This window comes from Streptomyces rishiriensis (genome assembly GCF_003112535.1).
Lineage (GTDB): Bacteria > Actinomycetota > Actinomycetes > Streptomycetales > Streptomycetaceae > Streptomyces > Streptomyces rishiriensis.
Window position 1 is genome coordinate 26,053 of sequence record NZ_BEWA01000013.1, and the last position, 19,626, is coordinate 45,678.

The 19,626-nt window shown below is 71.0% G+C and carries 19 protein-coding genes; 5 read left to right on the forward strand and 14 right to left on the reverse strand.

Annotated features, from left to right (window positions below):
• The first annotated feature begins 10 nt into the window (after positions 1-10).
• Entirely contained in the window at positions 11-1,351 is a 1,341-nt protein-coding gene (cseC, locus tag Sri02f_RS23220; protein WP_109003247.1) for a two-component system sensor histidine kinase CseC, read from the forward strand.
• On the opposite strand, the gene Sri02f_RS41325 is transcribed toward cseC, so the two are convergent.
• Together Sri02f_RS41325 and Sri02f_RS23225 are read right to left on the reverse strand one after the other, a co-directional pair.
• Complete coding sequence (locus tag Sri02f_RS41325; protein ID WP_159106766.1) at positions 1,333-1,515, reverse strand: hypothetical protein; 183 nt, start codon at positions 1,513-1,515, stop codon at positions 1,333-1,335. The two genes, cseC and Sri02f_RS41325, sit on opposite strands and share 19 nt — an antisense overlap.
• Before the next feature lie 62 nt (positions 1,516-1,577).
• Positions 1,578-3,161, reverse strand: coding sequence for an MDR family MFS transporter (locus Sri02f_RS23225; protein WP_109003248.1), 1,584 nt, complete (start codon positions 3,159-3,161; stop codon positions 1,578-1,580).
• Between the two features lie 167 nt (positions 3,162-3,328).
• Between Sri02f_RS23225 and Sri02f_RS23230 the strand changes: the two genes are divergently transcribed.
• Positions 3,329-3,916, forward strand: coding sequence for a TetR/AcrR family transcriptional regulator (locus Sri02f_RS23230; RefSeq protein WP_109003249.1), 588 nt, complete (start codon positions 3,329-3,331; stop codon positions 3,914-3,916).
• A 63-nt stretch (positions 3,917-3,979) separates the two neighbouring features.
• Here the strand turns inward: Sri02f_RS23230 and Sri02f_RS23235 are convergent, their stop codons facing one another.
• Positions 3,980-4,561, reverse strand: coding sequence for a M23 family metallopeptidase (locus Sri02f_RS23235; protein WP_109003250.1), 582 nt, complete (start codon positions 4,559-4,561; stop codon positions 3,980-3,982).
• 514 nt (positions 4,562-5,075) lie between these two features.
• On the opposite strand from Sri02f_RS23235, the gene Sri02f_RS23240 reads away from it, so the two are divergent.
• Positions 5,076-5,732: an HAD family acid phosphatase gene (locus Sri02f_RS23240; protein ID WP_109003251.1), complete on the forward strand. Its 657-nt coding sequence runs from the start codon at positions 5,076-5,078 to the stop codon at positions 5,730-5,732.
• 136 nt (positions 5,733-5,868) lie between these two features.
• Here the strand turns inward: Sri02f_RS23240 and Sri02f_RS23245 are convergent, their stop codons facing one another.
• Positions 5,869-8,397: an ATP-dependent Clp protease ATP-binding subunit gene (locus Sri02f_RS23245; protein ID WP_109003252.1), complete on the reverse strand. Its 2,529-nt coding sequence runs from the start codon at positions 8,395-8,397 to the stop codon at positions 5,869-5,871.
• 721 nt (positions 8,398-9,118) lie between these two features.
• On the opposite strand from Sri02f_RS23245, the gene Sri02f_RS23255 reads away from it, so the two are divergent.
• Complete coding sequence (locus Sri02f_RS23255; RefSeq protein ID WP_373865121.1) at positions 9,119-9,667, forward strand: SCO3374 family protein; 549 nt, start codon at positions 9,119-9,121, stop codon at positions 9,665-9,667.
• On the opposite strand, the gene Sri02f_RS23260 is transcribed toward Sri02f_RS23255, so the two are convergent.
• From Sri02f_RS23260 to Sri02f_RS23305, 10 genes are all read right to left on the reverse strand, one after another.
• Positions 9,646-9,981: a histone-like nucleoid-structuring protein Lsr2 gene (locus Sri02f_RS23260; RefSeq protein ID WP_069773146.1), complete on the reverse strand. Its 336-nt coding sequence runs from the start codon at positions 9,979-9,981 to the stop codon at positions 9,646-9,648. The two genes, Sri02f_RS23255 and Sri02f_RS23260, sit on opposite strands and share 22 nt — an antisense overlap.
• A 225-nt stretch (positions 9,982-10,206) precedes the next feature.
• On the reverse strand, positions 10,207-10,755 hold the full coding sequence (locus tag Sri02f_RS23265) for an amino-acid N-acetyltransferase (protein WP_109003255.1): 549 nt from the start codon (positions 10,753-10,755) through the stop codon (positions 10,207-10,209).
• 9 nt (positions 10,756-10,764) lie between these two features.
• Positions 10,765-11,235 carry a BlaI/MecI/CopY family transcriptional regulator gene (locus Sri02f_RS23270; RefSeq protein WP_109003256.1) on the reverse strand — a complete coding sequence of 157 codons (471 nt, stop codon included), beginning with the start codon at positions 11,233-11,235 and terminating at the stop codon, positions 10,765-10,767.
• A gap of 171 nt (positions 11,236-11,406) precedes the next feature.
• Positions 11,407-11,586, reverse strand: coding sequence for a hypothetical protein (locus Sri02f_RS23275; protein ID WP_109003257.1), 180 nt, complete (start codon positions 11,584-11,586; stop codon positions 11,407-11,409).
• Positions 11,587-11,638: 52 nt separating this feature from the next.
• Entirely contained in the window at positions 11,639-12,385 is a 747-nt protein-coding gene (locus tag Sri02f_RS23280) for a hypothetical protein (protein ID WP_109003462.1), read from the reverse strand.
• 212 nt (positions 12,386-12,597) lie between these two features.
• Positions 12,598-13,395, reverse strand: a complete 798-nt coding sequence (locus Sri02f_RS23285; protein WP_109003258.1) for a type III pantothenate kinase — start codon at positions 13,393-13,395, stop codon at positions 12,598-12,600.
• Between the two features lie 16 nt (positions 13,396-13,411).
• On the reverse strand, positions 13,412-14,413 hold the full coding sequence (gene nadC, locus Sri02f_RS23290; RefSeq protein WP_109003259.1) for a carboxylating nicotinate-nucleotide diphosphorylase: 1,002 nt from the start codon (positions 14,411-14,413) through the stop codon (positions 13,412-13,414).
• 5 nt (positions 14,414-14,418) lie between these two features.
• Positions 14,419-16,134 (reverse strand): L-aspartate oxidase, encoded by a 1,716-nt coding sequence (locus Sri02f_RS23295; RefSeq protein WP_109003260.1) that lies wholly within the window; start codon positions 16,132-16,134, stop codon positions 14,419-14,421.
• Positions 16,131-17,123: a pantoate--beta-alanine ligase gene (gene panC / locus Sri02f_RS23300; RefSeq protein ID WP_109003261.1), complete on the reverse strand. Its 993-nt coding sequence runs from the start codon at positions 17,121-17,123 to the stop codon at positions 16,131-16,133. The genes Sri02f_RS23295 and panC overlap by 4 nt, the downstream gene beginning before the upstream one ends.
• Positions 17,120-18,148: a Rossmann-like and DUF2520 domain-containing protein gene (locus Sri02f_RS23305; protein WP_109003262.1), complete on the reverse strand. Its 1,029-nt coding sequence runs from the start codon at positions 18,146-18,148 to the stop codon at positions 17,120-17,122. Before Sri02f_RS23305 ends, panC begins: the two co-directional genes overlap by 4 nt.
• Before the next feature lie 201 nt (positions 18,149-18,349).
• On the opposite strand from Sri02f_RS23305, the gene Sri02f_RS23310 reads away from it, so the two are divergent.
• Positions 18,350-19,531 carry a threonine aldolase family protein gene (locus tag Sri02f_RS23310; protein ID WP_109003263.1) on the forward strand — a complete coding sequence of 394 codons (1,182 nt, stop codon included), beginning with the start codon at positions 18,350-18,352 and terminating at the stop codon, positions 19,529-19,531.
• Positions 19,532-19,626 lie beyond the last annotated feature (95 nt).

Below are 19,626 nucleotides of genomic sequence, written 5' to 3' on the forward strand. Positions count from 1 at the left end.
TATGCGGGGGATGATCCGGCACCGGCGTCCGGCCCGTGCGGAGGGAATAAGCCTCCGCACGGGTCTGCGATGGAAGCTGAGCGCGGCGATCGCGCTGGTCGGCGCACTGGTGGCGATCGCGCTCAGCCTGGTCGTGCACAACGCCGCGCGCGTGTCCATGCTGGACAACGCGCGCGATCTCGCCGACGAGCGCGTCCAGATCGCGCAGCGCAACTACGAGCAGTCGGGGCGGCCCAACTTCTACTTCCCCAACATCAAGATCGACGACTCCAGCCTGCCGCCCGCGTTGCGCGAGAAGGTCCGCGACGGCCGCCGGGCCACGTTCGTCTCCGACCGCAGGGGCGGTGAGCCGGACATCTGGGCGGCCGTGCCGGTCAAGGACGGACATGTGCTGTCCCTGCACACCGGGTTCACCGACCGCAGCACGGACATCCTCAAAGACCTCGACCAGGCCCTGGTGATCGGCTCCATCGCGGTCGTCCTCGGCGGCAGCGCGGTCGGCGTGCTCATCGGCGGTCAGATGTCGCGCCGGCTGCGCAAGGCGGCGGCCGCGGCCAACCAGGTCGCCAAGGGCGAGACGGACGTCCGCGTGCGGGACGCGATAGGCGGGGTCGTACGGGACGAGACCGACGACCTGGCGAGCGCGGTGGACGCCATGGCGGACACCTTGCAGGCGCGGCTGGAGGCCGAGCGCCGGGTCACCGCGGACATCGCGCACGAACTGCGCACCCCGGTGACGGGACTGCTGACGGCGGCCGAGCTGCTGCCGCCCGGCCGGCCGACCGAGCTGGTGCTCGACCGGGCCAAGGCCATGCGCACCCTCGTCGAGGACGTCCTGGAGGTGGCCCGGCTGGACGGCGCCTCGGAGCGTGCCGAGCTGCAGGACATCGTGCTCGGCGAGTTCGTGTCCCGCCGGGTCGCGGCCAAGGACCCGGACGTCGAGGTGCGGGTGGTGCACGAGTCGATGGTCACGACCGACCCGCGCCGCCTGGAGCGGGTGCTGTTCAACCTGCTGGCCAACGCGGCCCGGCACGGCAAGCCGCCCATCCAGGTCACCGTCGAGGGCCGGGTCATCCGGGTCCGCGACCACGGCCCCGGGTTCCCCGAGGACCTGCTCGCCGAGGGGCCGAGCCGCTTCCGTACCGGCAGCGCCGACCGGGCGGGACACGGACACGGGCTCGGGCTCACCATCGCGGCGGGCCAGGCGCGCGTCCTCGGCGCCCGGCTGACCTTCCGCAACGTGCGGCCCGCGGGAGCCCCGGAGCACATACCGTCCGAGGGCGCCGTGGCCGTGCTGTGGCTGCCCGAGCACGCGCCGACCAACACCGGGAGCTACGCGACGATGCCGTGACGCCCGCCGCCGGCCGTCGCCGTCACCCCGGCCGTCGCCGTCACCGGGGCTGGCGCCGTCACCGTCGCATGGTCTTCGGCGTTGCCACTGCCGTTGCCGTCGCCGCGTCTTCGCCGTCGGCGTCCCGCGTCGGCGTCGCCATTGCCGTCGCCGAAGGGCTTCATCGACGCGGCATGAGGAAGGCCCCCGGGGCGGACACCGCCGGAGGCCTTCGTTCAGTGCGAGGTCAGACCGCCTCGACCATGGGCGGCGGCGCGACGGTCGTGCCGTCGCCCGCCTCGTCCGCCTTCTGCGGCCCCGCCCCCTTCAGCGGAACCTCCTTCACGAACACCGCAGCCACCAGCGCGGCGATCGCCACCACAGCGCCCAGCAGGAACGCCGTGTGGGTGCCTGCCGACACCGCGTGCTGGTAGGCCTCCCGGGCGGCCGCCGGCAGCTTGGCCAGGCCGGCCGCGTCCAGCTGCGCGGAGCGCTCGGTGACCTTCGAGCCCAGCGCGCCGGCTCGCTCGGACATCACGTCCTGGACGCGGTTGTTGAACAGCGCGCCCATGATCGCGACACCGAAGGAGGAGCCGAGGGTACGGAAGAGGGTGGTGGACGAGGACGCGACGCCCATGTCCTTCATCTCGACGCTGTTCTGTGCGACCAGCATCGTGATCTGCATCAGGCAGCCCATGCCGAGACCGACCACGGCCATGAAGACGCCGGAGGTGAGGCGGCTGGTCCCGGTGTCCATCGTCGACAGCAGGTACAGACCGATCACCATCAGGACGCTTCCGACGACCGGGAAGACCTTGTACTTGCCGCTGCTCGTGGTCACCCGCCCGGCCACCATCGAGGTGACCAGCATCGCGCCGAGCATCGGCAGGAGCAGCAGCCCGGAGTTGGTCGCGGACGCGCCCTGCACCGACTGCTGGTACAGCGGCAGGAAGAGGGTGGCGCCGAACATCACGAAGCCGGTGATGAAGCCGATGAGCGACATCAGGGTGAAGTTGCGGCTGCGGAAGATGTGCAGCGGCACGATCGGCTCCGCGGCCCTGGTCTGCCAGAACACGAACCCGATGAGCGAGGCGACGCCGATGGCGATGAGCTCCATGATCCGCGCGGAGGTCCAGGCGTACTCCGAGCCGCCCCAGGTGGTGACGAGGACGATGGAGGTGATGCCGAGCGTCAGCAGGCCGGCGCCGAGGTAGTCGATGCGCGACTGCGAGCGCTTCTTCGGCAGGTGCAGGACGACGCTGATCGCGATGAGGGAGACCACGCCGAGCGGCAGGTTGATGTAGAAGGACCAGCGCCAGCCCCAGTTGTCGGTGATGGTGCCGCCGACCAGCGGTCCGCCGATCATCGCGAGCGCCATGACGCCGGCCATCATGCCCTGGTACTTGCCGCGCTCCCGCGGGGGGATCAGGTCGCCGATGATGGCCATGACGCCGACCATCAGACCGCCGGCGCCGAGGCCCTGGATCGCGCGGAACCCGATGAGTTCGCCCATGTTCTGGGCCATGCCGCTCAGCGCGGAGCCGATCAGGAAGATCACGATCGACGTCATGAAGGCGCCCTTGCGCCCGTACATGTCGCCGATCTTGCCCCAGATCGGGGTCGAGGCGGCGGTCGCCAGGGTGTACCCGGTCACCACCCACGAAAGGTGCTCAAGGCCCCCGAGGTCACCGACGATCGTCGGCATCGCGGTGCCCACGATCATGTTGTCGAGCATCGCGAGCATCATCGTGATCATGAGCGCGAGCAGGACGACCCGCACGCTCCTGGGCTGTTTCTCCGGCTCGGTCTCTGGATTCTTCGTGTCCGCCATCGTTCCCACTCCCCTGGGTCCCGCCCCGGACGGCCACTTACTTGCCGCCCGGCTAGTTCAGTACACTGGGAAGGTAGACCCGTCACTAGCCGGGCGTCAAGTAAGTTACTGGTGTCGAACTAGCCGGACGGCAAGTAAGTCTCCGCGGAGCCCCTAGGAGTACGAGGATGGACCGCATCATGGACGGCACCAAGCAGCAGCGTCGCGGCAACACCCGCCAGCGCATCCAGGACGTGGCCCTCGAACTCTTCGCCGAGCAGGGGTACGAGAAGACCTCCCTCCGCGAGATCGCGGAGCGCCTGGACGTCACGAAGGCCGCCCTGTACTACCACTTCAAGACCAAGGAAGAGATCATCGTCGGCATCTTCACGGATCTGACGAAGCCGATCGAAGACCTGATCGAGTGGGGCAAGGAGCAGCCGCACACCCTGGAGACCAAGCACGAGCTCGTACGGCGCTACAGCAAGGCGCTCTCCGAGGCGGCCCCGCTCTTCCGCTTCATGCAGGAGAACCAGGCGACGGTGCGGGAACTCCAGATCGGCGACTCGTTCAAGGACCGCATGCGGGGCCTGCGCGACATCATCATGGATCCCGAGGCGCCCCTCATCGACCAGGTCCGCTGCGTGAGCGCCATCTTCACGCTGCACGCCGGGATGTTCTTCCTGAACGACCTCGACGGCGACCCCGAGGACAAGCGGGCAGCCGTCCTGGAAGTCGCCGTCGATCTGGTGACGCAGGCGCATCACGGCGGCTGACCGCGCGGCCGCGTCACAGCGGCCGATCGCGCACCGGCGTCACGTCGCCCGATCACGCACGGGTCAGACCTTCACGCCCTTGGCGTGCAGGAAGGTGACCGGGTTGATCGCCGAACCGTAGTTGGGGGTCGTGCGGATCTCGAAGTGCAGGTGCGGACCGCTGGAGTTGCCGGTGTTGCCGGACAGCGCGATCTTCTGGCCGGTCTTCACGACCTGGCCGACCTTCACCTCGATGCGCGAGAGGTGGGCGTACTGCGAGTACACGCCGTTGGCGTGCTTGATCACGATGGCGTTGCCGTAGGCCGGGCCGTCGCCGGCGCCGTTGCCGCCGGCCTTGACCACGGTGCCGCCGTGCGCGGCCATGACCTTGGTGCCGCTCGGCACGGCGAAGTCCTGACCGCTGTGGGTGGAGTGCCACATCTTGCCGGCCTGGGCGAACCCGGCGGACAGCGTGTACTTCTTCACCGGGTCTATCCAGGAAGCGGCCGAGACGGCCGTCTTGGCGGTGTGCGCGGCGGCGGGGGCGGCAGCGGACGCCACTCCGGTCCCCAGCACGACCGAGGCGCCCACTGCGGCGACCCCGACGGCCATGCGGGTGCGGAGCAGGGACGTACGGGAAGAACGGAACGTGACGCGCTGGAACATCGAAGACCTCATGGGAACGGGGACAGGGGAAACCACCTGGCGAGAACCTCCGCCGAGGTGGCCATCCCTTGGTAACCCGGAGGCCCATAGACCCCCAAACGTGTGATCTACGACGGAAGCTAGTACTTCATGGCAAAACTTCCTAGTCCTTGACAGATCACCCGTTCCGGACACTTCCGACACCGGCCCGCCGCGAAGGGCCCCGCGAACCGGCACTCTGGATCTCGTGTCCCTTTTGCCCAAGTTCGCGCAGTGACTATCCCGCCTAGTAGGTCTCAAACCGCCTGTGCGGCATGTCACCGGCCGCCCGCCTCAAGGGACTTCGGATGTGACGGCGACTACTCCCTTGCCCCGCACGGCACTTGTGACCCCGGTCACGTCGCGTGCACGGGTCTGTGACCAGCCTCTCATCCACCTCTACCGTCCAGTATCCCGCTGGTTTCCCTCAGGCCACTCCCACCGATCAGCATGCACACGACACTGGCAGCGCAAGGACGCGAGAGGACCCCCACCCATGACCAGAGGCACCTGGATGCGCCGCACAGCCCTGACCGCCGTGGCGACCGCAGCCGTCACGGCGCTGGCCGTCCCGGCCGGCGCCCAGGCCGCGACGGCCACCGGCACCACGGCCGTGTCCACCTCCACCGCGGCCGCCTCCGCCGCCACGGCCGCCAAGGACGTCGACTACGCCACCTGGCAGCAGGACTGCCAGGCCGTGATGAACCAGGCGCTGCCGGCCCTGAAGCAGCGCATCGCCGCCGCCAAGCCGGGTGAGAAGCAGGCGATCGTCTTCGACGTCGACAACACCGCCCTGGAGACCGACTTCGGCTTCAGCTTCCCGCAGCCGGCCAACAAGCCCGTCCTGGACGTCGCGAAGTACGCCCAGGACCACGGCGTCTCCCTGTTCTTCGTCACCGCCCGCCCGGGCATCATCTCCGGGGTGACCGACTACAACCTCAAGAACGTCGGCTACAAGGTCTCCGGCCTCTACGTGCGCGGCCTCCTCGACCTCTTCAAGGACGTCGCCGCCTACAAGACCGCCCAGCGCGTGACCATCGAGTCCAAGGGCTACACGATCATCGCGAACGTCGGCAACAGCGCCACCGACCTCTCGGGCGGCCACGCCGAGACGACCTACAAGCTGCCGGACTACGACGGTCAGCTCTCCTGACCCAGGCTCTCCTGACCCGTAGGTCGTTCACGGGCGCTGCCTAGCCGCACGGCGGACGTCTCCCAGACCTCGGGGCATGCGAAAGGGGCCGGTGCTGGAAAGCACCGGCCCCTTTCTTCGGCTCGACCCCGGGAGGTCAGGCCTCCTTGCTCAGGTTCGGTCCGGCTCCGCCGGCCGCCTGCTCGATCGGCGGGACGTCGGGCAGCGCCGCCTTCTCCTCGCCGCGGAAGGTGAACGTCTTGGTGTCACCCTCGCCCTCGGTGTCCACGACCACGATGTGACCGGGGCGCAGCTCGCCGAAGAGGATCTTCTCCGAGAGCGTGTCCTCGATCTCGCGCTGGATGGTGCGACGCAGCGGACGCGCACCCAGCACCGGGTCGTAACCCTTCTTGGACAGCAGCTCCTTGGCGGACTGGGAGAGCTCGATGCCCATGTCCCGGTCCTTCAGGCGCTCGTCCACCTTGCCGATCATCAGGTCGACGATCCGCAGGATGTCCGCCTGCGTGAGCTGCGGGAAGACCACCACGTCGTCGACGCGGTTGAGGAACTCGGGGCGGAAGTGCTGCTTGAGCTCGTCCGACACCTTGTTCTTCATGCGCTCGTAGTTGGTCTTCGAGTCGCCCGAGGCCGCGAAGCCCAGGTTGAAGCCCTTGGAGATGTCCCGGGTGCCGAGGTTGGTCGTCATGATGATGACCGTGTTCTTGAAGTCCACGACCCGGCCCTGGGAGTCGGTCAGACGACCGTCCTCCAGGATCTGCAGCAGCGAGTTGAAGATGTCCGGGTGGGCCTTCTCCACCTCGTCGAAGAGGACGACGGAGAACGGCTTGCGGCGGACCTTCTCGGTCAGCTGGCCGCCCTCTTCGTAACCCACGTAACCGGGGGGCGAACCGAAGAGACGCGACACCGTGTGCTTCTCGCTGAACTCCGACATGTCGAGGGAGATCAGCGCGTCCTCGTCACCGAAGAGGAACTCGGCGAGCGCCTTGGACAGCTCGGTCTTACCGACACCGGACGGGCCGGCGAAGATGAACGAACCACCGGGACGCTTCGGGTCCTTGAGGCCCGCACGCGTACGGCGGATCGCCTTCGACAGCGCCTTGACGGCGTCGACCTGGCCGATGACCCGCTTGTGGAGCTCGTCCTCCATGCGCAGCAGACGCGAGGACTCCTCCTCGGTCAGCTTGAAGACCGGGATGCCGGTGGCCGTGGCGAGGACCTCGGCGATCAGCTCGCCGTCGACCTCGGCGACGACGTCCATGTCGCCGGCCTTCCACTCCTTCTCGCGCTTGGCCTTGGCGGCCAGGAGCTGCTTCTCCTTGTCACGGAGGGAGGCGGCCTTCTCGAAGTCCTGCGAGTCGATCGCGGACTCCTTGTCGCGGCGCACGCCGGCGATCTTCTCGTCGAACTCGCGCAGGTCCGGCGGAGCGGTCATCCGGCGGATGCGCATCCGGGAACCGGCCTCGTCGATCAGGTCGATCGCCTTGTCCGGCAGGAAGCGGTCCGAGATGTACCGGTCGGCCAGGGTGGCGGCCTGGACCAGCGCCTCGTCCGTGATGGAGACACGGTGGTGCGCCTCGTACCGGTCGCGCAGACCCTTGAGGATCTCGATCGTGTGCGGCAGCGACGGCTCCGCGACCTGGATGGGCTGGAAGCGGCGCTCGAGGGCCGCGTCCTTCTCCAGGTGCTTGCGGTACTCGTCGAGCGTGGTGGCGCCGATGGTCTGGAGCTCACCTCGGGCCAGCATCGGCTTCAGGATCGAAGCGGCGTCGATGGCTCCTTCGGCGGCGCCCGCACCGACCAGCGTGTGCAGCTCGTCGATGAACAGGATGATGTCGCCGCGGGTGCGGATCTCCTTGAGGACCTTCTTCAGGCGCTCCTCGAAGTCACCGCGGTAGCGGGAGCCGGCGACCAGGGCGCCGAGGTCCAGGGTGTAGAGGTGCTTGTCCTTGAGGGTCTCGGGCACCTCGCCCTTGACGATGGCCTGCGCGAGGCCCTCGACGACGGCGGTCTTGCCGACGCCGGGCTCACCGATCAGGACCGGGTTGTTCTTGGTGCGGCGGGACAGCACCTGCATGACCCGCTCGATCTCCTTCTCGCGCCCGATGACCGGGTCGAGCTTGGACTCACGAGCGGCCTGGGTGAGGTTCCGGCCGAACTGGTCGAGGACCAGGGATGTCGAGGGGGTGCCCTCGGCAGGACCGCCACTGGCTCCGGCGGTCTCCTTGCCCTGGTAACCGGAGAGCAGCTGGATGACCTGCTGCCGCACCCGGTTGAGATCAGCGCCCAGCTTGACCAGGACCTGGGCGGCGACGCCCTCGCCCTCGCGGATCAGGCCGAGCAGGATGTGTTCCGTGCCGATGTAGTTGTGGCCCAGCTGAAGGGCCTCGCGGAGCGACAGCTCCAGGACCTTCTTGGCACGGGGGGTGAAGGGGATGTGCCCGGACGGGGCCTGCTGCCCCTGCCCGATGATCTCCTCCACCTGCTGGCGGACCGCCTCGAGCGAAATCCCGAGGCTCTCAAGGGCCTTGGCGGCGACACCCTCACCCTCGTGGATCAGGCCCAGGAGGATGTGCTCGGTGCCGATGTAGTTGTGGTTGAGCATCCGGGCTTCTTCCTGAGCCAGGACGACAACCCGCCGCGCGCGGTCGGTGAACCTCTCGAACATCGTTAATCGCTCCTCAGAGCGGTCAGGCAGTGGGGGGAACTTCCCCTCCCTGTCCTTCCGCAGCTTAGTCCCGCAAGCGGGGACCGCTCATTCCAACTGCCGACACCGTCCTTGGCCTCCTGACCCCGAACGCCGACATCCTGTCCAACCCGATGGTGCGAGACGATGTTCCCGCAGGCCAGGCAGATACCCCAGTCGCCAGTACGCCGATGGCGAACGTGAGACGGCCTTTCCTGCGTGTCGCCCCCTCCCACTAGGGATGTCTTACCCGCCGGGACTGACACTCCATGCCGTGCGCACCCGTTCCCTCCGCTACGGGCGAACAACCTTGCGCGTCCCGGCACCCGTACCCGCCCCTCCCGTCGGGACACTGCGCAGTCACAGAAACACCCAGCGTAACTTGCGGGGCTTTTTCGCGGTTGCACTTGGCATGGTTGGCTCAGTCCCCCCGGCCGCCCGCCCGGCCGCCGCCGCGATCACCACGGTTCCCCTCCCCCGACGGCCGCTCGACCCGGACGATCCGGCCCACCCGGCCCACCCGGCCGGCCCGACCGGTCCGGACGGTCCGGACGGTCCGGCCCGTTCGACCGGTCCGGCCGATTCGGCCGATCCGGCTGATCCGCGCGGTCCGGCTGATCCGCGCGGTCCGGCTGATCCGCGCGGTCCGGCTGATCCGCGCGGTCCGGCTGATCCGCGCGGTCCGGCTGATCCGGACGACCGGATTCGCGGCTGGTACGAGAACGAACTGGGCTGGGCGACGGTGCCCGGGTCCCCGGTACGACTTTCGGTGGGCGCGCGCTTCGACGTCCTGGACGTGCCGGCCGAGGCGGGCTTCGCGGGGCTGCGACACCTGGCGCCGGGCTCGCCGGTGGCCGTGCGGGGCGACCGGATGCGGCTGCTGGTGGCGGCGGGCGGCGCGGAGGAGGTGCCGGAAATCCTGCAGTGGCTGGAGTGGGGCGCGTTGCCGCTCGGCCTGACGGCGATCGGTGCGGGCGGGACCGTCGAGGCGCCGCCGCCTCCCGCCCGCCTGCCGGGGCACGGCCCGGGCCGCGCTCCGGGACCGCGCCGCCCCGGGCCGGTGCAGGGGGCCGCCGTCTGGCTGCGGCCCCCCGTGGCAGGGTGCGAGGTCGAGGCCTCGCTGCCGACGGTGTCGGCATGGGGGGCCACTGAGGGCGCCCCCGATCTCGTACGGCTGGTGGACACGCTGGCGACTCATTGTCACCGTGTCCGACTGCGGCGCGCGTGCGCTCAGCCGTTGGCCTTCTCGTAGGCCTCGCGAATGGTCGCCGGAACTCGGCCGCGGTCATTGACCTCGAAACCGTTCTCCTTCGCCCACGCGCGGATCTGAGCGGTGTCCTGGCTGCCGCCGGAAGCGGCGCGCGCCTTTCCGCGCCCGCCGGAAGCACGTCCGCCGGTACGACGGCCGCCCTTCACGTAGGGCTCGAGAAGTCCACGCAGCTTGTCGGCATTGGTGGTCGTGAGATCGATCTCGTAGGTCTTGCCGTCCAGCGCGAACGTCACGGTCTCGTCCGCCTCGCCGCCGTCGAGGTCGTCGACAAGAAGGACCTGAACCTTCTGTGCCACCGGATTTCCTTTCATCGAAAACGTGAGGGCCGGGGGTCCGCGGCGTCCGCCGTTTAGCCGCACCCTGTTATATGCAGTACTGCAGTACGTCGGAAAGCAAACCGCTTTTGCTGGGAAAACACAAACCCCTGGCAGAGACCCGCAGCCCGTCCCTCGCCCGGAAACGTGCGCGTTTCGGACATAGGGACCCGAGCAAGGCGGGTCGGCCGGAATGGGCGGCGGCGATCACAGATGCAGAAGCATCCGGCTGTTGCCCAAGGTGTTCGGTTTCACTCGTTCGAGTCCGAGGAACTCCGCGACGCCCTCGTCATAGGAACGCAGCAGCTCCGCGTAGACATCGGTGTCGACCGGCGTCTCACCGATCTCCACGAAGCCGTGCTTGCCGAAGAAGTCCACTTCGAAGGTCAGACAGAAAACACGGCGAACGCCGAGCCAGCGTGCGGTGTGGAGCAACTTCTCCAACAACTGGTGGCCCACGCCGGCCCCCTTGAGCCCGGGCTTCACCGCGAGAGTGCGCACTTCGGCCAGGTCTTCCCACATGACGTGCAGGGCGCCGCAGCCGACCACCTCGGCGTTGTCGTCGCGTTCGGCGACCCAGAACTCCTGGATGTCCTCGTAAAGAGTCACCGTTGCTTTGTCGAGCAGGATGCCGCCGCGGACGTAGGCGTCAAGGAGACGGCGCACGGCGGCGACATCGCCGGTCCGGGCCCGCCGGACGGTGATGGCTTTAGCGCTGACTTCGAGGTTCTCGGCCGAGCGACTCTCTGCTGACATGTGCGGACGCTATCGCCCGCCGCCCTCCGATGCCGAGGCGGGGTTCTCCCCGGCACCGCCGGCAGTCCCCCCACTCCCCGAGCTCTCGGCAGTCGCGGGTTCGGCGGGTGCGGGTTCGGGTTCGGGTTCGGGTGTGGGTGCGGGTTCGGCGGATTCCGGACCTTGGACGATGCGTACGGCGTCACGCAGCGCACCGCGCTGTTCGTCGCTCATCATCCCGAAGAAGGCGACGAGAGCGGCGGCGGGGTTGTCGCTCTGGGACCAGGCGTCGTTCATCAGGGCGGCGGCGTAGGCGGCACGGGTGGAGACCGCCTCATATCGATAGGCCCGGCCTTCCGCTTCGCGGCGCACCCAGCCCTTCTGATGGAGATTGTCCAAAACGGTCATCACCGTGGTGTAGGCGATGGACCGTTCCTGCTGAAGGTCTTCCAGGACTTCTCGAACGGTCACCGGACGGTTCCACTTCCACACCCGCGTCATGACCGCGTCTTCGAGTTCTCCCAATGGGCGAGGCACAGCTCAGAACAATAGTGGGAGATCTCGCCAATCGCGTGCCGGACGGGCACCTTCATCATCAAACGGGAACAAAAAGGGCGTGCGACTCCGAAAGGAGACGCACGCCCTGCGGGGTCGTGGCGGCGTGGCGGGTCGTCAGGCGTCCGGGCCGACGGAGGCCTGGCGGGCGCTCTCCGCGTGCGCGAGCGCGGCGTCGACGGCCGCGTCCTCCTTGGCCTTGTTGGCCCCGCCCTGGGTCTTCACGATCACCCTGATCAGGCCGACGAAGAACACGGCCATGACGACGGGAGGCACGAGCGCGGAGACATAGTCCATGGATCCAGAGTAGCCAGCCGGAAACCGGATCCCGGGGCGGGGTGCGGCCGGGTCAGCCGACGGCCAGCCGCCGGTGCTGCGGGTCGGCGGGCGGAGGGGTCGGCCTGCGCCGCGGGAAGACCTCGCCGGGCGTGGGGACGGGCCGCCGGGCCGGCTCGGGGGCGGGCTTGACGGGGACGGGCCCCGGACCCGGAGCGGGCGCGGCCGGCTTCTCGGCGGGTTCCTTCCGCGGCGCGGGACCCGGCTTCTTCCCCGACTCCTCGGTCCCCGACTCCTGGGCTCCAGACTCCCCGGCTCCCGGCGCCTCGGCCGCGAGGGCCGGGACGAGGCTCCTGCGGTGCGCGCTGGAGAGGCCCCCGGGAAGGGCCTGGAGCCGCGTACGGGACGCGGGGACGGTGGGCACGGCCGGCGCGGCCCGGCGTGCCGCACGGCCCGCCAGACGGGCGCGTACGTCCTGCTCGGCGAGCGCCTGGCAGCGGTCCAGGAGGGCGGCGGCCGTCGGGTTGCCGCGCAGGGCGCGCAGTGCGGCGAGATCGTCCGGTACGGGCCGGTAGCCGCCGGCCAGCGCCTCCTCCAGGAGAGTGAGGTAGCCGGCGACGGTGCCGGGGAGGGCTGCGCGGTACCGGCCGAGGTCGGCCACCAGGAAGGCCCGCAGCCGGGCGGCCTCGCCCACCGCCTCGTCGAGCGACTCGGCGAGGCGGTGGCAGTCCTGGACGTCCTCGGCGGAGACGGGGCCGGGGTGGAGGGCGATGGCGAGGGCGCGGCGGAGCACACGCAGCTCCTCCGCGCCGAACGCCAGGCCGCCGCGGGATCCATAGGGCGTGGGCATGCGGCGACGATACGCGCTAATCAGACAAATTCGACATAGGGGTTGAACGCGGCGCGCCCGGATCCGCCCTGGTGGCCCACCGCTCACCCCCCGATGGCCCACCGCCGGCTCGCCCCGCGCGGGGTCCGGACCACGCCGTGCCCCGTCCGCGAGGCCGCGCCCCGCGCGGGAGGCGCCGAGGCTCACATGCGCGAGACGTTGCGTTCGTACACCAGGCGCAGGCCGATCAGCGTCAGCCACGGCTCGTGCTCGTCGATCACCGAGGACTCGCCGAGCACCATCGGCGCGAGCCCGCCCGTCGCGATCACCGTGACCTCGTCCGGGTCGTCGGCCAGCTCGCGGGCCATCCGGGTCACCACGCCGTCGACCTGGCCCGCGAACCCGTAGACGATCCCGGACTGCATGGCCTCGACCGTGTTCTTGCCGATCACGCTCCGGGGCCGGGCGACCTCGATCTTGCGCAGTTGTGCGGCCTTGACGCCGAGGGCCTCCACGGAGATCTCGATGCCGGGGGAGATGACGCCGCCGACGTACTCCCCGCGCGCGCTGACCGCGTCGAACGTGGTGGCCGTGCCGAAGTCGACGACGATCGCCGGGCCGCCGTAGAGCTCGTTCGCCGCGACGGCGTTGATGATGCGGTCGGCGCCGACTTCCTTGGGGTTGTCGAACAGGATCGGCACGCCCGTCTTCACGCCCGGTTCGACGAGCACGGCGGGCACGTCGCCGTAGTACCGGCGCGTCACCTCGCGCAGTTCGTGCAGCACGGAGGGCACGGTCGCGCAGATCGCGATCCCGTCGATGCCGTCGCCCAGCTCGTCCCCGAGGAGCGGGTGCATGCCCATCAGGCCCTGGAGCAGCACGGCGAGTTCGTCCGCGGTGCGGCGGGGGTCGGTCGAGATGCGCCAGTGCTCGACGATGTCCTCACCGTCGAACAGACCGAGCACGGTGTGCGTGTTGCCCACGTCGATCGTCAGCAGCATGGCCGGTTCCCGTTCCCTACTCAGCCGCTCGCAGATCCAGACCGATGTCCAGGATCGGCGAGGAGTGCGTCAGTGCGCCGACCGCGAGGAAGTCCACGCCGGTGTCGGCGTACGCCTTGGCGTTGTCCAGGGTCAGCCGGCCCGACGCCTCCAGCAGGGCCCGCCCGCCGACGATGGCCACGGCCTCCTCGCACTCACCGGGGGTGAAGTTGTCCAGGAGGATCAGATCGGCCCCGGCGTCGATCACCTCGCGCAGCTGGTGCAGGGTGTCGACCTCGACCTCGATCGGCACGTCCGGGAAGGCCTCCCGGACGGCCTCGAAGGCCTGCGCGACGCCGCCCGCGGCGACCACGTGGTTGTCCTTGACCAGGGCCGCGTCGGACAGCGACATCCGGTGGTTGACGCCTCCGCCGCAGCGGACGGCGAACTTCTCCAGCGAGCGCAGGCCCGGCGTCGTCTTGCGGGTGTCGCGCACGCGCGCCCGGGTGCCCTCCAGGACGTCCGCCCACGCGCGCGTGGCGGTGGCGATGCCGGACAGCCGGCACAGCAGGTTGAGCGCGCTGCGCTCGGCGGTGAGGAGGTCACGCGTGCGCGTGGTGACCGACAGCAGCGGCTGTCCGGCCTCCACGCGGTCGCCGTCCTCGACATGCCGCTCGACCTCGAACTCGTCCGTGCAGACGACCGAGACGACCGCCTCGGCGATCCTGAGGCCCGCGACCACGCCCGCCTCGCGCGCGGTGAAGTCGGCGGTGGCGACCGCCTCCTCGGGGATGGTCGCGACGGTCGTCACGTCGACGCCGTGGGCCAGGTCCTCCCCGATCGCGACGTTCGCGATGTCCTCGACCTCGACCGGGTCGAGCCCGGCGTCGGCCAGGAGCTGGGCGAGCGCGGGATCGAGCCCGCACTCCGCGTATTCGGCGTATTCCTCGTCGGTGCGTTCGGCGTCTGCGTCGGCGCCGCAGGCACAGCCGTCGCCGCAGCCGCCGCTCCGGGCGAGGGGAAGGTCGGGGGTGCTCACGTCTGTCACTGCTCCTGGTGGTGCTGCCGGGTAGGGGGGAAGTCTGCGGTATCGGTGGTGTGTACGGCGAGCGTGCGGTCCGGATTCAGTCGTACGACGATGTGACGGCGCCAGTTCGCGTCGTCGCGGTCGGCGTGGTCCTCGCGCCAGTGGCAGCCCCGGGTCTCCTCGCGCTGCCGGGCGGCGGCGACCAGGACGCGCGCGACGCACAGGAGGTTGGTGGCCTCCCAGGTGTCGACGCCGGGCTCGGCCGTCTTGCCGTTCTCCTCGAGGGCGTCGCGGGCCTCCGAGTGCAGTCGCTGGAGCTGGTCGGCGGCCTTCTCCAGGGACCCGGCGGAGCGCAGGACCCCCGCGCCGTCGGTCATCACCCGTTGGATGGCGAACCGGGCCTCGGCGGCGAGCAGCGGATGCGCGGGCCGCTCGGGGTGCGCGACGGGCGCGGGCACCCGCGCGTGGAATGCGTCGCCCGCACGGCTCGCGACGATGTCGGTCACGATGCGCTCGGCGTAGACGAGGCCCTCCAGGAGGGAGTTCGACGCGAGCCGGTTCGCGCCGTGCACACCGGTGCAGGCGACCTCTCCACACGCGTAGAGCCCCGGCACGGTCGTCCGGCCGCGGGAGTCGGTGCGCACGCCTCCGGACGCGTAGTGGGCGGCCGGGGCGACCGGGACGGGCTCGGTCACCGGGTCGATGCCGTGGGCACGGCAGGCGGCGAGGATCGTCGGGAAGCGGTGCTCCCACATGGTGGCGCCGAAGTGCCGGGCGTCGAGGAACATGTGCTCGACGTCCTGCTCCTGCATGCGCCGCATGATGCCCTTGGCGACGATGTCCCGGGGCGCGAGTTCGGCGAGTTCGTGCTGTCCGACCATGAAGCGCACGCCGTCCGCGTCGACCAGGTGGGCGCCTTCGCCGCGCACGGCCTCGGAGACGAGGGGCTGCTGGCCCTCCGCGTCCGCGCCGAGGAACAGCACGGTCGGGTGGAACTGGACGAACTCCAGGTCGGAGACCTCGGCTCCCGCGCGCAGGGCGAGCGCCACGCCGTCGCCGGTGGACACGGACGGGTTGGTGGTGGCGGAGAACACCTGGCCCATGCCGCCGGTCGCGAGGACGACCGCGGGGGCGTGCACGGCCCCCACGCCGTCGTGCTGGCCCTCGCCCATGACGTGCAGGGTCACGCCGGCGGTACGGCCGTCGGCGTCCGTGAGGAGGTCCAGGACGAGGGCGTTCTCGATCGTGCGCATGCCCCGCGCGCGGACCGCCTCGACGAGCGCCCGGGAGATCTCCGCGCCGGTCGCGTCGCCGCCCGCGTGCGCGATACGACGACGGTGGTGACCGCCCTCGCGGGTGAGCTCCAGGCCGCCTTCCTCGGACTCGTCGAAATGCGCGCCGGTCGCGATCAGCCGGCGCACCGCGTCGGGGCCCTCGGTGACCAGGATGCGCACGGCGTCCTCGTCGCACAGGCCCGCGCCGGCCACCAGCGTGTCGTCCAGGTGCTGTTCGGGCGTGTCGCCCTCGCCCAGGGCCGCGGCTATGCCGCCCTGCGCCCAGCGCGTGGAGCCGTCGTCGAGACGGGCCTTGGTGACGACGACCGTCGTCAGGCCGGCGGCCTCGCAGCGCAGGGCCGCGGTCAGACCGGCCACGCCGGAGCCGACGACCACGACGTCCGCGGCGATGCTCCATCCGGGCGCGGGCGCGTGCAGTCGTATGCCTGTGCTGGTCACGAGGCGGCTCCGAAGGTGAGGGGGAGGTTGTCGATCAGCCGGGTCGTGCCGACCCGGGCGGCGACGGCGAGGACGGCCTCGCCGGTGAAGCCGTCCTCGATCTCGGTGAAGTCGGACGGGTCGACGAGCGCGAGGTAGTCCAGCTCCAGCGGCGGGACGAGGCGGGCCGCCTCGTCGAGGACCGTGCGGGCGGCCGCGCGGACGCCCGCGGGGTCGCCGGGAGCGGCCTTGGCGACGGCGTGCGCGTCGGCGGCCGCGCGGGACTCGCCGAGAGCGCTGAGCGCCTCGGCGCGCGCGTGGCTGGCGGGCACCTCACGCGCGCGGGCCCGCAGCGCCTCCTGCGCGGCGTGCCGGTCGCGGCCGGCGAACAGCGCTTGGGAGAGGGCGAGCGCGGTGCGCCGCTCCTCGGCGGACAGGTAGCGGTTGCGGCTCGACAGAGCCAGCCCGTCCTCCTCGCGCACGGTCGGCACGGCGACGATCTGCACGCCGAAGTTCAGATCCCGCACCATGCGGCGGATGAGGGCGAGCTGCTGGGCGTCCTTCTGCCCGAACAGGGCCGTGTCGGGCCGGGTGAGGTGCAGCAGCTTCGCGACGACGGTGAGCATGCCGTCGAAGTGCCCCGGGCGGGAGCTTCCTTCCAGGCGCTCGCCCATCGGGCCAGCGGTGACGCGGACCTGGGGCTCCCCGCCGGGGTAGACCTGGTCCACGGAGGGGGCGAACACGATGTCCGCGCCGGCCTGCTCGGCGATCTTGAGATCGGCGTCGAGGGTGCGCGGGTAGCGGTCGAGGTCCTCGCCCTGGCCGAACTGCAACGGGTTGACGAAGACCGTGACGACGACCTCGCCGTCCGGCCCGGCGAGGTCACGGGCGGTGCGCACGAGGGTGGCGTGCCCCTCGTGCAGGGCGCCCATCGTCATCACGACGGCCCGGCGGCCGCCACGCGTGCGTGCGTGCAGTTCGTCGGCGGTGCGCAGCAGGGCGGTGGTCATCCCGCGTCTCCTTCGGTGCCGTCCGTGCCATCGGTGGCGTCCGTGCCACCGGTGGCGTCCGTGCCACCGGTGGCGTCTGTACCGTCCGCGCCGGGAGCGCCCGGAGCACGGGGGACGCGGTGGGCTTCGTCGGCGAGCACCCCCAGGAGGTCCTCGGCCAGTTCGGGCTTGAGCAGTCCGTGGGCGAGCGCGCGGTCGGCGGTCGCGCGCGCCATCGCCAGATAGCCCGCGACGGCCTGCGGGGCGTGCTCGCGCAGTTCCGCGACATGCGCGGCGACCGTGCCGGCGTCCCCGCGCGCGACGGGGCCGGTGAGCGCCCCGTCGCCGGAGCGCAGGGCGTTGTCCAGAGCGGCGCCGAGGAGCGGGCCGAGCATCCGGTCGGGGGCCTCGACGCCGGCCACGCGCAGCAGCTCCATGGACTGGGCGACCAGCGTGACCAGGTGGTTGGCGCCCAGGGCGAGGGCGGCGTGGTAGAGCGGGCGGCTCTCCTCGGCGATCCACTCCGGCTCGCCGCCCATCTCGATCACGAGCGCCTCGGCGGCCAGCCGCAGTTCCTCGGGCGCGGTGACGCCGAAGGAGCAGCCGGCCAGCCGCTGGACGTCCACGGGGGTCCCCGTGAAGGTCATCGCCGGATGCAGGGCCAGCGGCAGCGCGCCAGCGCGCAGGGCGGGGTCGAGGACCTTCGCGCCGTAGCGCCCGGAGGTGTGCGCGAGGAGCTGGCCCGGCCGTACCGCCCCGGTGTCGGCGAGGCCCTCCACGAGCCCGGGCAGCGCGTCGTCGGGGACGGTGAGCAGCACCAGGTCCGCCCGCTGGAGGACTTCGGCGGGCGGCACCAGGGGCACGTCGGGCAGCAGGACCGCGGCTCGTCGCCTGGAGGCGTCGGAGACGCCCGAGACGGCGACCGGCCGGTGCCCGGCGAGTTGGAGCGACGCGGCCAGGGCTGGCCCGACCCGGCCGGCGCCGACGACGCCGACGGCGAGCCGCGCGGGGCGGTCCCTGGGGTCTGGCTGTTGGGGTGTACTCACTCGACGACGGCCTTCCGTTCCAGTCCGCTCCGGGTACCGGACGATTTCTCGTCATGTTAACGCGATCTGTTCCAGGGGAGCCCGGTTGTCCACAGGCTGTGGGTTTTCCCACCCGTTCCCACCCGTTCCCGAGAGCGCGCCGACAGCGGGGGCGGTACGCGCGCGTGCCCGCACGAGGCGCCGCACGGCATCATCCGGGGCATGACCAACACGGCGGAGCACAGCGAGGAACAGTCGGCGCAGCAGCGCCTGCGGGAGCGGCGGGCGCTCGCCCACCGGAAGGCGGAGCGCGTGCTGTCCCGCGCGGGGTTCCAGGGGACGCTGCGCGACCGGCTCTCGGTGCTGCAGGAAGCCGCGTCCGAGGTCCATGACCTGGACGAATCCGCGGACGTCTACGGGGACGGCGTCGTGGAGGCCCTGGAGAGGCGGGTCGCCGGGCTGCTGGGGACGGAGGCCGCCGCGTTCTTCCCCACCGGCACGATGGCCCAGCAGGTCGCCCTGCGCTGCTGGGCCGGCCGCACCGGCGATCCGACCGTCGCGCTGCACGCGATGAGCCATCCCGAGGTGTGGGAGCGGGGCGCGTTCGGCGCCGTGAGCGGCCTGCGCACGGTCCGGGTGACGCGCGAGCCCCGGCTGCCCACGGCCGAGGAGATCCGCGCCTTCGACGAGCCCTTCGGTGCGCTGATGCTGGAGCTGCCCCTCAGGGACGCCGGATTCGTGCTGCCCTCCTGGGAGGAGCTGACCGAGGTCGTGGAGGCGGCGCGCGAGCGCGACGCGGTGGTGCACTTCGACGGCGCGCGCCTGTGGGAGACGACCCACCACTTCGGCCGCACCCTGCGGGAGATCGCGGACCTGGCGGACAGCGTCTACGTGTCGTTCTACAAGTCGCTCGACGGCTTCGGCGGCGCCGCGCTCGCCGGCCCGAAGACCCTGGTGGACGAGGCGAAGGCCTGGCGGCACCGCTACGGGGGCACCGTCTTCCAGCAGTTCCCCACCGCGCTGTCGGCCCTCGTCGGCCTGGAGCGCGAGCTGCCCCGGCTGCCGGAGTACGTGGCCCACGCGCGCGTAGTGGCCGCGGCCCTGCGCGAGGGCTTCGCCGGGACCGAAGCGCCTTGGGCACGCGTGCACCCCGAGGTCCCGCACACGCACCAGTTCCAGGTCTGGCTGCCGTACGAGGCGGACGTCCTCGCCGAAGCGGCCGCGTCGCAGGCCGAGGAGACGAAGACGATGCTCTTCGCCGGCGCCTGGGACCGCGGCGGGCCGGGGCTGTCCTTCACCGAGGTCACCGTCCGCGCCGCCGGCCTGACCTGGACGGCGGACGACGTGAAGGCGGCGGTCGCGGACTTCACGGCCCGGGCGGCCGAGGCGGCCCGGGGCCGGTAGGCGGAGGGGCAGGGGCAGGGGGTCGGCAGGCGGCCCGGGGCCGGTGGGAGGGTTGACGACGGCCGTCAATCGTGGAGGGCGTTGTCAGTGGCCGG

Excerpts from the sequence above, each read along its gene's own strand:
- cseC (WP_109003247.1), top strand. The coding sequence starts at position 11 with ATGATCCGGCACCGGCGTCCGGCCCGTGCGGAGGGAATAAGCCTCCGC.
- Sri02f_RS41325 (WP_159106766.1), bottom strand. The coding sequence starts at position 1,515 with ATGAAGCCCTTCGGCGACGGCAATGGCGACGCCGACGCGGGACGCCGA.
- Sri02f_RS23225 (WP_109003248.1), bottom strand. The coding sequence starts at position 3,161 with ATGGCGGACACGAAGAATCCAGAGACCGAGCCGGAGAAACAGCCCAGG.
- Sri02f_RS23230 (WP_109003249.1), top strand. The coding sequence starts at position 3,329 with ATGGACCGCATCATGGACGGCACCAAGCAGCAGCGTCGCGGCAACACC.
- Sri02f_RS23235 (WP_109003250.1), bottom strand. The coding sequence starts at position 4,561 with ATGTTCCAGCGCGTCACGTTCCGTTCTTCCCGTACGTCCCTGCTCCGC.
- Sri02f_RS23240 (WP_109003251.1), top strand. The coding sequence starts at position 5,076 with ATGACCAGAGGCACCTGGATGCGCCGCACAGCCCTGACCGCCGTGGCG.
- Sri02f_RS23245 (WP_109003252.1), bottom strand. The coding sequence starts at position 8,397 with ATGTTCGAGAGGTTCACCGACCGCGCGCGGCGGGTTGTCGTCCTGGCT.
- Sri02f_RS23265 (WP_109003255.1), bottom strand. The coding sequence starts at position 10,755 with ATGTCAGCAGAGAGTCGCTCGGCCGAGAACCTCGAAGTCAGCGCTAAA.
- Sri02f_RS23270 (WP_109003256.1), bottom strand. The coding sequence starts at position 11,235 with ATGACGCGGGTGTGGAAGTGGAACCGTCCGGTGACCGTTCGAGAAGTC.
- Sri02f_RS23275 (WP_109003257.1), bottom strand. The coding sequence starts at position 11,586 with ATGGACTATGTCTCCGCGCTCGTGCCTCCCGTCGTCATGGCCGTGTTC.
- Sri02f_RS23285 (WP_109003258.1), bottom strand. The coding sequence starts at position 13,395 with ATGCTGCTGACGATCGACGTGGGCAACACGCACACCGTGCTCGGTCTG.
- panC (WP_109003261.1), bottom strand. The coding sequence starts at position 17,123 with ATGACCACCGCCCTGCTGCGCACCGCCGACGAACTGCACGCACGCACG.
- Sri02f_RS23310 (WP_109003263.1), top strand. The coding sequence starts at position 18,350 with ATGACCAACACGGCGGAGCACAGCGAGGAACAGTCGGCGCAGCAGCGC.